The 15,389-nt window shown below is 70.4% G+C and carries 9 protein-coding genes and 1 tRNA gene; 3 read left to right on the plus strand and 7 right to left on the minus strand.

Annotated features, from left to right (window positions below; translation table 11 throughout):
- Positions 1 to 77: 77 nt before the first annotated feature.
- Positions 78 to 2,735, plus strand: coding sequence for an ATP-binding protein (locus tag ACFVS9_RS30370; RefSeq protein ID WP_389937540.1), 2,658 nt, complete (start codon positions 78 to 80; stop codon positions 2,733 to 2,735).
- A 49-nt stretch (positions 2,736 to 2,784) separates the two neighbouring features.
- Positions 2,785 to 2,858, plus strand: a tRNA-Pro gene (locus tag ACFVS9_RS30375).
- Between the two features lie 273 nt (positions 2,859 to 3,131).
- On the opposite strand, the gene ACFVS9_RS30380 is transcribed toward ACFVS9_RS30375, so the two are convergent.
- The 7 genes from ACFVS9_RS30380 to ACFVS9_RS30410 form a co-directional block, all read right to left on the minus strand.
- On the minus strand, positions 3,132 to 3,557 hold the full coding sequence (locus ACFVS9_RS30380) for a cold-shock protein (RefSeq protein ID WP_383117445.1): 426 nt from the start codon (positions 3,555 to 3,557) through the stop codon (positions 3,132 to 3,134).
- A gap of 313 nt (positions 3,558 to 3,870) precedes the next feature.
- Positions 3,871 to 4,740: a glucose-1-phosphate thymidylyltransferase RfbA gene (gene rfbA / locus ACFVS9_RS30385; protein ID WP_383117428.1), complete on the minus strand. Its 870-nt coding sequence runs from the start codon at positions 4,738 to 4,740 to the stop codon at positions 3,871 to 3,873.
- Between the two features lie 26 nt (positions 4,741 to 4,766).
- Positions 4,767 to 5,735 carry a dTDP-glucose 4,6-dehydratase gene (gene rfbB, locus ACFVS9_RS30390; RefSeq protein WP_389937544.1) on the minus strand — a complete coding sequence of 323 codons (969 nt, stop codon included), beginning with the start codon at positions 5,733 to 5,735 and terminating at the stop codon, positions 4,767 to 4,769.
- Positions 5,736 to 5,802: 67 nt separating this feature from the next.
- Entirely contained in the window at positions 5,803 to 7,056 is a 1,254-nt protein-coding gene (locus ACFVS9_RS30395; RefSeq protein ID WP_389937546.1) for a glycosyltransferase, read from the minus strand.
- 40 nt (positions 7,057 to 7,096) lie between these two features.
- Complete coding sequence (locus ACFVS9_RS30400; RefSeq protein ID WP_383117425.1) at positions 7,097 to 7,834, minus strand: NAD-dependent epimerase/dehydratase family protein; 738 nt, start codon at positions 7,832 to 7,834, stop codon at positions 7,097 to 7,099.
- The gene (locus ACFVS9_RS30405; protein ID WP_389937550.1) at positions 7,834 to 8,859 is read right to left on the minus strand and encodes a Gfo/Idh/MocA family protein; all 1,026 of its coding nucleotides are present in this window, start codon (positions 8,857 to 8,859) and stop codon (positions 7,834 to 7,836) included. Before ACFVS9_RS30405 ends, ACFVS9_RS30400 begins: the two co-directional genes overlap by 1 nt.
- Before the next feature lie 3 nt (positions 8,860 to 8,862).
- Positions 8,863 to 10,281: an NDP-hexose 2,3-dehydratase family protein gene (locus ACFVS9_RS30410; protein WP_389937553.1), complete on the minus strand. Its 1,419-nt coding sequence runs from the start codon at positions 10,279 to 10,281 to the stop codon at positions 8,863 to 8,865.
- Between the two features lie 687 nt (positions 10,282 to 10,968).
- Between ACFVS9_RS30410 and ACFVS9_RS30415 the strand changes: the two genes are divergently transcribed.
- On the plus strand, positions 10,969 to 15,389 hold a 4,421-nt coding region (locus ACFVS9_RS30415), incomplete at its 3' end, for a beta-ketoacyl synthase N-terminal-like domain-containing protein (RefSeq protein ID WP_389937566.1).

Here is a 15,389-nt window from a genome sequence, read left to right on the forward strand (position 1 = left end):
CCACAGGAACCCTGTCCGTGGGCCCCCGCGCGCGGATAGGCTCGGTGCTCTCCGCAACCACCCTGGGAAGGGGAGGCATGAAGCCGTCCCGGCCGCTGTACGAGCGCGAACCGGAACTCGCCGCCGCCGCGCAGGCGTTGGACGCCCTGTGCGGCGGACAAGCAGTCGGCGGGCTGCTCGTCTTCAGCGGCGAAGCCGGAATCGGCAAGACCGCTCTGCTCGGAGAGATCCGGACCATGGCGGCCGACCGCTGCACCATATGGTCCGCACGCGGCGGGGAGACCGTCACCTCGGTGCCGTTCCACGTCGTACGCCAACTCCTCCAGCCCGCCCTCGACCGGTTCCCCGCCGACGAGACCCGTGCCCTGTTCGGCGACTGGTTCGAGATCGCCGCGCCCGCCCTCGGCCTCGCCGACCCCACCGGCCCGCAGCCCGACCCGCAAGGCGTCCGGGACGGCCTCGACCACCTCGTCGCCCGGCTCGCCTCCCGCCTCAGCCACCGCCCGCTGCTCCTGATAGTGGACGACGCGCACTGGGCGGACGGCGAATCGCTCGCCTGGCTCTCCGGCTTCACCGCCCGCCTCTCGGAACTCCCCGTGCTGGTCGTCCAGGCACACCGTCCCCAGGAGCTCGCCGACCGCAACGCCGACTGGGCCATCGCCCGCGTCCCGGAGAACGGCACCACCCCGGGCCACCCGGCACTGACGCGGGTGGCGCTGCGCGCCCTCACCCCCGAGGCCACGGCCGAACTGGTCCGGGCCGGCCTCGGCGACCACGCGGACGACCCCTTCTGCCGCGAGGTCTGGGCCGTCACGGGAGGCAACCCCTACGAGGCGGTGGAACTCGTCGCCAAGGCACAGGACCGTGAACTGGCACCCGTCGAGGAATCCGCCGGCTTCCTGCGCGAGCTCGGCGCCTCGGCCCGGGGCAGCGGGCTCGTCGCCCGTCTCGAACGCCTCGGCACCAACGCCAACCGCTTCGCCTGGGCCGCGGCCGTGCTCGGCACCGAGATCTCCCAGGAACTGGCGGCCACACTGGCCGGGATGAGCTCGGCGGAGGCCGCCGACTGCACCGCGCGGCTGCGGGACGCACGCATCGTCAGCGGCTTCGACCCGCTGGAGTTCGTCCACCCGCTCATCGCGAGCGCCGTCTACCGCTCCATCCCGCCGGCGACCCGCACCGCCATGCACGGACGCGCCGCCTGGGCCATCACCCAGGCCGGACTCGGAGCGGCCGCCGCCTCCCGCCACCTGCTCGAAGTACATCCCGACGACGACCAGGAACTGGTCGCCCAACTCCGCGACGCCGCACGGCAGCACCTCGCGGTCGGCGCCCCGCAGGCCGCCAGACGCTGCCTCGAACGCGCCCTGGACGAGCCGCCACGCCCGGGCGACCGAGCGGCCCTGCTGTACGAACTGGGCTGCGCCACGCTGCTCTCCTCGCCCGCCACCACCGTGCAGCACCTGCGCGCCGCGCTCGACACACCGGGGCTCGACGGGACGCTCCGGATCGACGCCACCTTCCGGCTCGCCTCCGCCCTGTCCCACAACAACCAGCTCAAGGACGCGGCGCTCTCCCTGGCGGCCGAGGCGTCCCGGACCGCTCCCGGCCCCGGTCTGATGCGCCTCCAGGCCGCCCACTTCCTGTGGGAGGGCATGCAGGACGCCGAGGACGACGGCCCCGCACGGTCGGCCCGCCTCGCCCGTAACGCCGACCACCTGAAGGGCCGTGACAACGCCGAGCGAGCCCTGCTCACCCTGCGGGCCTTCGACGCCATGCTCCGCGGCGAGAACGCCCAGCAGGTCGTCGACTTCTGCGAACGGGCACTCGTCGACGGGCGGCCCGCCCGCGGGCTCGGCTGGACCGACTCCGAGTGGGGCTTCGAACTCCCCGCCATGGTCGGCATCACCTACGCGTTCACCGACCAGCTCGACCGGGCCGAAGCGCTGTTCGGCGAGGCCGTCCGCGCCTTCGAGATCTCCGGCTGGAGCGGTGCGCACCTCGCCTTCGCGCACACCCTCCTGGGCCTCGTGCACCGACGTCGCGGCCGCCTCGCCGAGGCCGAGGGCTTCCTGCGGGAAGGGCTGCGCCTCGCCGACCGGGCGGGCAGCGGACTGCCCGTGCACTGGGACGCCACCTGTCTCCTGGTCGACACCCTGCTCGCCCGCGGCCGGACGGCGGAGGCCCGCCTGGTGGCCGACCGGTACGACTTCGGTCCGCCGTACCCCACCGCGATGGTCCTGCCGGACGGCCCGTGCGTACGCGGCCGGCTGCTCCTGGCCGAAGGCCGTACGGAGGCCGCCGTGGCCGAGCTGGAATCGGCGGGTGCCTGCCTGGAGCCCCGGGGCCGCTTCAACGGCGTCTGGGCACCCTGGGCCGGTGACCTCGCCCGCGCGCTGGCCGACACCGACCCGGTCAGGGCCACCCAGCTGGCCACCCGGGCGCGCGTCCACGCGGAACGCTTCGGCACGGACACGGCGATCGGTGAGGCCCTGCGCTGCCTGGCCCTCTTCGTGCCCGAGGAGGAGGCCACCCACCTGCTGGCCGAGTCCGTACGCCACCTCGCGGCATCCCCCTCCGCCTACGAGCACGCCCTCGCCCGCTTCGAGTACGGCGTCGCGATCCGCTCCCGCCGGGAGGTCGCGCGGGCCCAGAAGCTCGCCACCACCTGCGGCGCGGAGACGCTGGCCGCCCGCGCCCAGCAGGTGGGGGCGTCGATGCGGTCCTCGGAGTGAGGTAATGTTTGTCCTGCGCAGCCGCCCGGAACACCGGGAGGAAACGCATCGGGACGTGGCGCAGCTTGGTAGCGCACTTGACTGGGGGTCAAGGGGTCGCAGGTTCAAATCCTGTCGTCCCGACTGGAGACAGTCGCAGATCAGGGCCGGTTTCGGAGCAATCCGAGACCGGCCCTGAGCCGTTGTGCGCCTACGGCCGGCCTCACCGCGTGATGATGACCGGATCCGGCAGTCAACGCCGTGCCGGAGCACGCCCCGGCTTCCGTGATCTCGTGTCCGCCGGACACCGACGCTCCCCACCGGTACCGCCGGTCCGGGGGAGCACACAGCGCGCTCCCCCGGTCTCCGTGCGCGGGGCATCCGGGGGAGGGGCGCGGAAGCGCCCCTCCCCTCCGGTCAGCCCTCGGTCCAGCCGTGGTTCTTGGCGAACTGCAGCAATCCGTCGCGGATCTCCACGATCTGGGTTCCCGTCAGTGAGGGCGCGGCGGACAGCAGCACCTCGGTCACCTCGTGGAGGTACTCGTTCGCCGCGAGCACGTCGCACAGCGAATCGTCGGCGTCCGCCCGCTCGGACGGGGCCGTCACAGCGCTCTGCACGGCCGGCGGCTTCACCTCGGCCCCCTCCGCGAGCCGGACGGACGAAGCCTTGAGCCCGCGGTCCCCCTGCTCCACCTCGAACGTCACGGCGATGCCCGAGCGCAGGTAGTGCTCGGGCACCAGCAGATCATTCACGTGCAGGAAGACATCTTCCCCACCGTGGTCCGGAGCGATGAACCCGAAACCCCGAACACCGTCGAACCGCACAACACGACCGCTCACCATGCCATCAACCCCAAAAGAAACCGGGCCCCTTGCCCGGACGATTTCCACACTTCAGAAGATAGGTCAGTGCCACCCGATGCTGCCAGGGCGTGATCGGCCCGGCCGGCCACCAGGACCGGCCCCGCCGGCCCCGGCCCACGGAGCGTCCGCCCACCAGGGCGGGCGTTCACGGACGGCCGGCACCGTACCCCGGCGCAGCGCCCCCTGCCGGGCGGGGCCCTGCGCCGCTGTACGGACCGGGCGGCACGGAAGCCGGAGCCGGGACCGCCGGACCGTACGTCCCCGTCGGGCCCGGGCACCCCTCCCACGCCGCTCATGCGGCGGCGAGGTCCAGAATGTACTGGCCGTAGTCGCTCGACGGCCCGAGGCTGTCGCCTATCGCGGACAGCTGGACCGAGTCGATGAATCCCATGCGGTAGGCGATCTCCTCGATGCACGCGATGCGTATCCCCTGCCGCTTCTCGATGATCTGCACGAAAGTCGCCGCTTCGAGGAGGCTGTCGTGGGTTCCGGTGTCGAACCAGGCGCTGCCGCGGCCGAGATTGACCAGCCGGGCGCGGTCGTCCTCCACGTAACGGAGATTGAGATCGGTGATCTCCAGTTCGCCCCGCGGCGAGGGAGTGAGCTCCGTGGCCATGGCGAGGGCGTCGTTGTCGTAGAGGTACAGCCCCGTGACCGCGAGGTTGGACGTCGGCTTGTCGGGCTTCTCCTTGATGGAGAGGATCTTCCCGTCCTCGTCCAGGCCGGCTATCCCGTAGCGTTCCGGATCGGCGACCGGATAGCCGAAGAGGGTGCAGCCGCTCAGGCGCTCCCGCTCGCGCTGCAGGATCGTCGGCAGCTGGTGGCCGTAGAAGATGTTGTCGCCGAGGACCAGGGCGATCTGCTCGTCCCCGATGAAGTCACGGCCGATGCGAAGCGCGTCGGCCAGCCCGTCGGGGTGTGGCTGCGAGGCGTAGTGCAGGTCGAGACCGATCCGGTGCCCGTCGCCCAGCAGCTCCTTGAAGGCCCCGACGAACCTGGGGCTGCTGATGATGAGGATTTCCCGGATTCCCGCGTGCATGAGGACCGAGAGCGGATAGTAGACCATCGGCTTGTTGTACACGGGCAGTAATTGCTTGGAGGTGATGCCGGTGACCGGCCTGAGCCTGGTCCCCGCACCCCCGGCCAGGACGATTCCACGCATGATTCACTCCGAGATCTCTGGATTCTTCAGGGCAGCAGAGGGCGCCACCAGGAGCTGTTCTCCCGGTACCAGTCGGCCGTCCGGCGCAGTCCCTCGGCGAACGGAACCCGGGGCGCGTACCCGAGCAGTCGAAGCTTGCTGTCGTCGAGGGAATAGCGCTTGTCATGGCCGAGCCGGTCCGGTACCGGCTCGATCATTTCCGGACCGAATCCGAATTCGTCGAGCAGGAGGTGGGTGAGTTCGAGGTTGGACAGCTCGGAACCGCCGCCGATGTTGTACACCTCCCCGGGGCGACCGTGTTCCAGGACCTGCCAGATTCCCCGGCAGTGGTCATCCACGTGCAGCCAGTCCCGTACGTTGTCGCCGTTCCCGTAGAGCGGCAGGGACCGGCCGCTCATGAGCTGGGTGATGAATCGCGGAATGAGCTTTTCCGGGAACTGGTAGGGGCCGTAGTTGTTGGAGCAACGGGTCACCGATATGTCCATGCCGTACGTACGCGCATAGGCCAGGGCGATATGGTCGGCGCCCGCCTTGGACGCGGCATAAGGCGAATTCGGGTCGACCGGCGAATCCTCGGTCCAGGAGCCCTTGGCGATGGAACCGTACACCTCGTCCGTCGACACATGGACCACGCGCGGAATCCCGGCTCCGCGAGCCTCCTCCAACAGCGTCTGCGTACCCAGCAGATTGGTACGCATGAAGGCCCCCGGGCCCTCGATGGAGCGGTCGACGTGTGTTTCGGCGGCGAAATGGACGATGACGTCGTGACCCGGCAGCAGAGAACGCAGCAGCGCGGCGTCGCATATGTCGCCGTGCACGAAGGACAGGCCGGGACGACCCGCCACGGGATCCAGATTCCTCAGGTTCCCGGCGTAGGTCAGTGCGTCGAGAGCGGTGATGCCGATTTCGGTGCGCCCGGGGAAAGAGCCGCCGAGCGCGTGTCTGACGAAGGCCGAGCCGATGAATCCGGCGGCCCCGGTGACAAGAGCGCGCATGGGTCTCCTTGAATGTTGGTCCGATGCCCTGCGTTCAGTGGCCGGTATCCCGCCGGTCACCTCTCATTCACGCGGTGACGCCCATGCCTTTCCGGGTGCGCCAGCGCTGGACCCATTCCTCGAGGATCTCGGCGGCCTTCTCGGTGCCCTGCTCGGCACGCACGTACTCACCGATGTCGTGGGCCGTCCGCCGGATGTTCTCGTCACCGAGGGCGTCACCGAGCGCCTCGTCCAGACGGTCGAGGGTGAACTTCTGGAACGGGATGGGCTTGGCCGCCACCCCGAGCGCGTGCACCCTCGCCGCCCAGAACGGACTGTCGGCGAAGGTGGGGACGACGACCTGGGGCCGGCCGGAGCGCAAGGCCTCGCCCGTGGTGTTGCAGCCGCCGTGGTGGATCACGACCGAGGAGCGGGGCAGCAGCCACGGGTAGTGCACGTCGTCGATCCGGAACACGTCCTCCGGCACGGTGGCGGGACCCCCGCCGACCAGGACGAGCCGCCGCCCGTGGGAGCGCACCACGGCCAGGACCTTGTCCAGGGTCTCGGTGGGCGGGTGCACCGGCCAGATGCTGCCGAAGGAGAGGGTGACCGGGGGAGTCCCGGCGTCCATGAAGTCGACCAGGTCCTGCGGCGGGGTCCACTCCCTGTCCCAGAACCAGTAGCCCGTGACGCGGGAGAGCTCCGGCCAGTCGGAGGGTTCGGTGAACAGGGACCGGGTCACCGGGCAGAGCAGCGGAACGTCCCGGCCGAGCTCTCCGTACGGTGCGCCGAAAGGAAGCGCCGGCAGCTGCGCGTCCTTGCGGAAGCCGCGGATGGTGATCCAGTCCAGCAGTCCCCCCACCCGGTGGGTCACACGGTTGTAGATCCGGCCCAGACCGACCTGCGGGGCGATCATGGCCGGCCACTGCGCGGTCGGGTTCAGCGGCCACCAGCTCACCGACCCCCACGGGGCGCTGCCGTCGGACTCGAAGGAGATGCGGCTCAGGATGCTGTTCACCACCAGGTCGGCGCCCGCCGTCGCCTTCGCCACCTCGGCCGCCAGGCCCCGGATGTGCTCGGTCGTCGGCCGCGGGACCTTGCGCGCGGCGCGGAACAGCGACGCACCCTGTTGCAGGGCCTCGGCGAGAGCGGGGTGGGCCAGGAAGTCACGCGGGCTGCCCGGGAGTTCGACGAAGTCCAGCTCCGCCTCCCGCACCAGCGTCTCGAAGTCCGCGTGGGTCGCGAGGGTCACCGCGTGCCCCCGGGCTTTCAGCGTCGTACCCAGGGCGATGAACGGCTGGACATCGCCTCGCGATCCCAGTACGACTAACGAGGCGCGCATGAACCCTCCAGAGAGTTGAGACGGCTTCTGCCCGGCACGGTCAGTAGGCCGGGACGTAACGGTCCAGGATCCGGTCGAGGTAGTCCGGCTCGGCCACCGACCGCAGGGACGGCAGCAGCCCGCACATCTTGGCCACGGAGACCCTGGTCAGGTTCGGCGCCGTGTCGACGACCTCGTGCCGCGGGGACACCCCCATACGCCTCTCGATCCCCCGGACGACGGTCTCGATCGGCTGCGGCACGCCCGAGGCGATGTTCACGACCTCGCCCTCCACCCCCTGGGCGAGCAGCCCGTCGATGGCCCGGACGACGTCGGCCACGTCGACCAGGTCGCGGTGGGCGCCGCGGTGCAGCCGCACCGTCCCGCTGCGTACCTGCCCGACGAGCGAGGGCAGCAGCTGGTGGGCCCGTTGGAACCGCCCCACCACGTGGCTCAGGCGCAGGGTGAGCCACCGTGCGCCGGACCCGGCGACCGAACGCTCCAGCCTCAGCTTCTGCCTGCCGTACGGCGACTGCGGGTCGACGTCCGCCTCCTCGTCCAGGGCGGTGTCCGTGGTCCCGTAGATCGCGTGGGACGCGGTGGAGAGGTACACGACGACGTGGCCCGCCCGGCGGCACCGTCCGGTGATCTCGTGGACGAGCGCCTCTTCGCGGGCGAACGCCTCGGGTGCCCGGACTCCGGTGCTGGACACGCCGGCGGCGACCACCGTCGCGCCCGGGTGCCGGTCCGCGACCGTGGCCAGGTTCCGCGCGATGAACCCGTGGCCGATGATCTCCATCAGTCCCGCCTCCCCGCCGTCACGCGGTGCGCGGAAGTGGCGATCCCGTCGAGGAGTTCGGCGGTACGCAGTGCGGTCCTCGCCCATTCGCCGTGCCCGGGATCCGATCCCAGGGGCCGCGACCGCAGCACCGCGGCCACGAAGGAGGACGCCGAAGCGGCGAACTGGTGCTCAGCCGGAAGCGTGATCTCCTCGGCGTGGTCCTGTTCCTCGATGCGTACGACGGGCGCCATGGCCGGCGGCGGGGTGAACGCCCGGTCGACGCAGAGCCGGCCGGTGCTGCCCCACAGTGTGTAGCGCGCCCCGTAACCGTGCTCGAAGCCGAAGCTGAGCGTCACGGTCTCACCGGTGGACGCCGCGAGCACGGCGCTGCCCGCCACGTCGACTCCGCTGACCGGGTCGTCGCGCAGGACCGCTCCCGCGACGGTGAGTTCGTCGCCGAGGAAGTACTGGGCCAGTCGCACGGGATAGAGTCCCGCGTCGAGCAGCGCCCCGCCGCCGAGGTCGGCCCGGTAGCGGACATCGGTGCCGGGCAGCGGGGGGAAGCAGAACGCCGCGTCGATGTGCCGGAGTCGGCCGATGCGGCCGCCCTCGACGAGCTCGGCGACCCGCCGGTGCAGCCCGTGGTGGACGAAGGCGATGTTCTCGCGCAGCACCAGGCCGCGCTCGGCCGCCAGACCGATGAGCGCGGCGGTGTCCGCCGGCCGCGTGGTCAGCGGCTTCTCGGCGAGTACGTGCTTGTCCCGCATGAGCAGCCGCCGCACCCACGGGTGGTGCAGCGAGTTGGGCACCGAGACGTAGACGGCGTCGATGTCGTCCCGCTCCAGCAGACTCTCGTAGCCGTGCACGGCGGCGCAGCCGAAGCGGGCGGCGAACCTCTCCGCCTTCTCCCGTTCACGGCTGGCGACGGCGACGACCGTGCTGTCCGCGGCGTCCAGCAGCGCGGGAAGGGTTCGCCGCCAGGCGATCGAGGAGGCGCCGAGGACGCCGATGCGCACCGGGCCGGAGTGTGGAGGGCTGTTCATCGGTCAGTTCCCCGTCGGCCGCAGTGTCAGGCTGTGCAGGCAGGCCGTCAGGCTCCTGGCCTGGATGTTCACCGAGTGGCTGTGCTGGATGAGGCCCGCCAGCTGGTGCAGGGTGAGCCAGCAGAAGTCGTCCGGGACGGAGATGGCGCGATCCGGCTCGGCTTCCACGATGAGGTAGCGATTGCGGGTGTGGAAGAACCGGCCGCCCTCCTCGGACAGTACGGTGTCGAACCGGACGCTGTCCCGCGGCGCTTGAAGCACTTCGTCCAGGAAGGGCGGTCGGTCCTCCGCCGGCGCGCGCCGGTAGTCCTCCGGCGTGCACTGCACGGTGGGGGCCACCTCGACCTGGTCCAGGAACCCGGGCTCCGCCTTGATGTTGGCCAGAACATGCACCACGCCCTCGATCCGCCGGACGAGGAAGGCCGCCACCCCGAGGTTGCGCGCCTCGATCATCGGCTGGGTCCAGCTCCGCACCTCACGGCTGCCGGCGCGCACGTCCACGGCCATCACGTCGAAGTACAGGCCCGTCCCGTGCGAGATCCGGTCCGCGGACCGTGACCAGCCTTCGATCTCCCCGAGGCCGACCGGCGTGGTGTCCATCTCGGAACGCACACGCGCGTCGCTGATCCAGTGCTGGATCTGCCGGGAGGTCCGGAGCGCGCCCTCGTCCGCACTGAGTGATGCGACCAGTGCCGACCGGAAGGGGTCGCCCTCGAAGGGGTGGGCGGTGGACAGGCCCGTGCCCGACAGCGGAAGACAGGAAAGGACGGTGCGCGCGTCCATGTTCACCAGATCGTCGGTGAACAGCAGCTCGTGCAGCAGACCCACCGGGAGCCAGTGAAAGCCTTCCCGTACGTCGACGTGTTCACTGACCTCGACGATGATGTTGCGGTTGCGCTTGCGGTAGAACCAGGATCCCTGCTCCGACTGGAGTACGTCGGTGATCACCCGCCGCGAAGGGGCGTTGCGGAAATAGTCCAGATAGGGAACCGCTTTACCGCCGTGCACCCCGGTGTAGTTGCTCTTGGTCGCCTGTACGGTCGGCGAGAGCTGCACGCCGTTGCAGTTGCCCGGTTCCATCTTCGCCTGCATCAGGCAGTGGAGAACGCCGTCGAATTCCTTGACCAGGATGCCCAGTACGCCGATCTCCGGCTGACTGATGATCGGCTGCGACCACCGGCGCTGCGAAACCCCTTGACCCGTCCGCACATTCAGGCCCTTGACGGAGAAGAAGCCGCCGCTGTCGTGGACGAGGTCCCCGGTCGTGTCCTCGAACCGCCAGCCGGTCAGTGCGTCGAAATCGATTCTTCGGATCTGCGAGGCGTCACGGTCGCGATATCCGGTGAACCAGCTGTGGAAGTCCTGAAGGCCCTGTGCCGCGTCGCCGGCTCCCCATAAGGATCGCGCTATCCGCTGGGACAAGGTGGAATCCGGCGCCTGTAACGCTGATGGAGAGTCCACCGAGGTACGAGTCATCCTTAACTCCCTCGATTTTTACGTGCGGGGTACCGGATTTGACGTGTGGGATGCCGGAGTGGACGACTGCCGCTGCTGAGCGGCTCGTACTGGTGGTCTGGCGGGCATTAAGGCCGCTGATTGAGAGTGCTATCTCTGCCCCGTGACGCCATGGGATCGGCGTGATGCACGCTTCAGCCAAGCGCGAGTGGTCCGTCGCTGTCAACCCGGCCTTGCCGTGAATGCCGCCCGGAGAACGCCCGGTTGGGGCGTGTGATCAAGGTCACATGACTGCTCAGCTTGTATGGTTTAGTTTGAGGGCAGTGATCGCTCGAGGGGGACGCGAGGTATCTCTTGTTACGCACCGGTATTCCTTGCGGCGCACCAGTTTCGGGGCGCCACGGTGCGCGATCGCCGCAGAGACCGACTGATTGACGGGGGCGTCGGATGGTGCAGGCATTCTATTCGGTCCCCCCTTCCGTATCAGCCTTCCGTATACCGAGAGTTCCCTGGTGGGCGTGCGTGTTCGCAGCAGCCGCGCAGGGTTCGTAGGCGGGGCGTGAGGGGCGTCGACGAAGCCCGTGTTCCCGTGGTGGCGTTGTTACTGGGATGTAAATTCCTGACATGGCGAGAGGTACGAAATTGACCAGGGACATGGGTTCGTTACGGTCCGTTGGCACCGACGGCCCTGTCGCCGTGGTCGGGATTTCCTGCCGATTACCAGGGGCTGCCGACCCGAGCGATTTCCGGCGCCTCCTCAGCGACGGCGTGGACGCGGTGACGCCGGTGCCGCGGGGGCGGTGGACGCGACCTCCTCGGGACGAGGACCCGGCAGGGTCCTTACGCGGCGGCTTCCTCGACCAGGTCGACCGCTTCGACGCCGACTTCTTCGGGATCTCGCCGCGCGAGGCCGCGGCCATGGACCCGCAGCAGCGACTGGCGCTCGAACTCGGCTGGGAGGCGCTGGAGGACGCGGGCATCGTCCCGGACCGCGTCGCCGGCACACGATTAGGCGTCTTCGCCGGAGCGATGAGCGACGACTACGGGGCCCTGCTCAGGGAGCAGCGCGCCGACGGGGTCACCCACCACACCCTCACCGGCCTGCACCGGGGCATGATCGCCAACCGCATCTCCTACTTACTCGGGGTCTCAGGCCCCAGCCTGGTCGTCGATTCCGGCCAGTCCTCCTCGCTCGTGGCAGTGCACATGGCCTGCCAGAGCCTGCGGAGCGGCGAGTGCGAGACAGCCCTCGCCGGCGGAGTGAACCTCAACCTCACGTTCGGCGGCACCCTGGGTGTCTCACGCTTCGGCGGACTCTCACCGGACGGCCGCTGCTACACCTTCGACGCCAGGGCGAACGGCTACGTCCGGGGTGAGGGCGGCGGGTTCGTCCTCCTCAAGCCTTTGGACCGGGCGATAGCCGACGGGGACAGGATCCACTGCGTCCTTCGCGGCAGCGCGGTCAACAACGACGGCGGCGGTGACAGCCTCACCGCACCCAGCCAGGCAGCGCAGGAGGACGTCCTGCGCCGAGCCCACGCCGCGGCCGGCATCGCGTCCGCGGACGTGCAGTACGTCGAACTCCACGGCACCGGTACGGCTGTCGGCGACCCCGTCGAGGCGGCGGCGCTGGCAGCGGTCATCGGATCCTCGCGCCCCGCCGACATGCCGCTGCGCGTCGGATCGGCCAAGACCAACGTCGGACACCTCGAAGGCGCCGCGGGCATCACCGGCCTCATCAAGGTCGCACTCGCCCTCCGCACGCGCGAGCTGCCCCCGAGCCTCAACTTCGAGACACCGAACCCCGCCATCCCGCTCGGCGAGTGGAACCTCCAGGTGCAGACCGAGGCCACGCCCTGGCCGCGGCCCGACGTGCCCCTGACCGCGGGTGTCTCGGCCTTCGGCATGGGCGGCACGAACGCCCACGTCGTGGTGGAACAGGCCCCCGTCATCGAGGAACAGCCCCCCACGCGCACGCCGGCGACCGTGCTGGACCTGGGCGCCGCAGTGCCCTGGCCGGTGTCGGCCCGTACCCCTGAGGCGCTGCGCGGACAAGCCGCGCGGCTGCGGGCACTGGCCGCCGGTGCGGACATCGACGCCACGGACACGGGATGGTCGCTGGCGTCGTCGCGGACGGCTCTGGAGCACCGGGCCGTGGTGCTGGCCGCCGGACAGGAACAACTCCTCAGCGGGCTCGACGCGTTGGCGTCGGGGGAGCCCGCGGAGAACGTGGTGAACGGCACCGTGGCGGGCGACGCTCCCGGCGTGGTCTTCGTCTTCCCGGGCCAGGGGGCGCAGTGGGCCGGCATGGCGACCGGACTGCTGGAGACCTCGCCGGTCTTCGCCGCATCGATCGGGGAATGCGCCCGGGCACTGACGCCGTACGTCGACTGGGACCTGATCGAGGTCCTGCGCGGGGCCTCGGACGACAGCCCGCTCGACCGCGTGGACGTCGTGCAGCCCGTCCTGTGGGCCGTGATGATCTCGCTGGCCGAGGTCTGGCGTTCACTGGGCGTCGTTCCCGCGGCCGTCGTGGGCCACTCCCAGGGGGAGATCGCCGCCGCCTGCGTGTCCGGCGCCCTGTCGCTCGCCGACGGCGCCCGAGTGGTGGCCCTGCGAAGCCAGGTCATAGCCCAGGAACTCGCCGGCCAGGGCGGCATGGTGTCCGTAGCCGCATCGCTGGAGCAGGTGACGGAGCTGCTGGCCGGCCGGGACGACGTATGGGCCGCGGTGCTCAACGGTCCGGCCGCGACCGTCGTCGCCGGGAGCCCCGAGGCACTGGCCGAGGCGGTCGCCTCCTTCGAACAGGCCGGTGTCCGCACGCGGAGGATCGCGGTGGACTACGCCTCGCACACCCCGCACGTGGAGCAGGTCCGGGACCGGCTGCTGGAACTGGCGGCTCCGATCACCCCCCGGGCCGGCGACGTCACCATGTATTCGACGGTGACCGGGGCCCCGGTCGGCACCGAAGCGCTCGACGCCCGGTACTGGTACCGGAACCTGCGGGAGCCGGTGCGGTTCCAGGACACGATCGGGTCCCTGCTCGACGCCGGAAGCACGGTGTTCCTCGAGGTCAGCCCGCATCCGGTGCTGACCTCCGCGATCACCGAGGCGGGACACACCGCCGACGCCGAGATCTTCGCCGGAGGCACGCTGCGCCGTGGCCAGGGCGGATCCGAACGGTTCCTGACATCGTTGGCAGAGCTCTGGGCGCACGGCGTCGTCCCGGACTGGACGCAGGTGTTCGCGGGTACCGGTGCCCGGCGGACCGACCTGCCCACGTATGCCTTCCAGCGCCGGTCGCACTGGCCCGTGGTGGGCGCGGACGGTTCCGGCGGTGCCGCCGTCGCCGATCCCGTCGACAGCGCCGGTGCCTCCGATGCCGACGGCCGGCCGTCCGGCACCCCGGCGGCGCCGCCCGCGGGCGCTACGGAAGGCGAAGCCGCCCCCGACGCCCTCCACGTGGTGCGGGCCCAGGCCGCCGCCGTGCTGGGTCACGGGACGCGGACGGGACTCGACGTACGCCGGACGTTCAAGGACCTCGGGTTCGACTCGATCATGCTCAGCGACCTGTGCAACCGGGTGAACACCGCGCTGGGCACCCGTCTGTCCAGCGTCACCCTGTTCGACCACCCCACACCGGCCCGGCTGGCCCGTCATATCGAGGACGGGAGCTCCGGGAGCCGTTCGGCGGTGGCCCGCGAGACGTCAGCTGCGACGGCGGGCACGGATGCCGACGACGACCCGATCGCGATCATCGGGATGAGCTGTCGCTTTCCCGGCGGTGTTTCATCCCCCGAGGACCTGTGGCGCGTCGTGGTGGACGGGACCGACGCCATCTCGGCCTTCCCCGAGGACCGTGGATGGGACATCGAACGGTTGCGCGGCTCCGAGGGAAACGCCACCAGCTTCGCCGAGGGCGGCGGATTCCTGGACCAGGTCACGGACTTCGACGCCCGGTTCTTCGGAATCTCACCCCGCGAGGTCCTGGCCATGGACCCGCAGCAGCGGCTGTTGCTGGAGACCTCGTGGGAGGTCCTGGAAAGGGCGGGGATCGCCCCGGACTCGCTGAAGGGCAGCCGAACCGGCGTCTTCATCGGCACGATGGACCAGGAGTACGGACCGCGACTGCACGATGCCACGGACACGTTCGACGGGTACCTGCTCACCGGCAAGACCACCAGCGTCGCTTCGGGACGGATCGCCTACCTGCTCGGACTGACCGGGCCCGCGATCACACTGGACACGGCGTGCTCGTCGTCGTTGGTGGCCCTGCACCTCGCGGTGCAGTCCCTTCAGTCGGGTGAGTCCTCCCTGGCGATCGCCGGCGGCGTGACCGTCCTGTCCTCACCCGGCATCTTCACGGAGTTCAGCCGACAGGGAGGCCTGTCCCGCGACGGCCGCTGCAAGGCCTTCGCGGCGGCCGCCGACGGCACGGGGTTCGCCGAGGGCGCCGGACTGCTGCTGGTGGAACGGCTGTCCGACGCCCGCCGCAACGGGCACCGGGTACTCGGCCTGGTCCGGGGCTCGGCGGTCAATCAGGACGGTGCCTCGAACGGTCTGACGGCGCCCAACGGCCTGTCCCAGCAGCGGGTGATACGCCAGGCCTTGGCGAACGCCGGGATGTCCGGGACCGATGTGGATGTGGTGGAGGCGCACGGGACGGGTACGACGCTGGGTGACCCGATCGAGGCGCAGGCGCTGATCGCCACCTACGGCCAGGATCGGCCTGCCGAACTTCCCCTGCTGCTCGGGTCGTTGAAGTCGAACATCGGGCACACCCAGGCCGCTGCGGGTGTCGCGGGGGTCATCAAGATGGTGATGGCCATGCGCCACGGTGTGGTGCCGGCGACGTTGCACGTGGATGAGCCGTCCCCGGAGGTGGACTGGGACGCCGGCGCGGTCGCACTGGCCACCGAGCGTATGACGTGGCCCGAACGGGACGGCGCCAGGCGCGCTGCCGTCTCCTCTTTCGGGATCAGTGGGACGAATGCGCATGTGATTGTGGAGCAGGCGCCGGAGGTGGCTGGGTCTGTTGGTGGGGGTGTGTCGGTTGGTGGGGGTGTGGTGCCGTG

It is taken from the genome of Streptomyces sp. NPDC058008 (assembly GCF_042886395.1).
Lineage (GTDB): Bacteria > Actinomycetota > Actinomycetes > Streptomycetales > Streptomycetaceae > Streptomyces.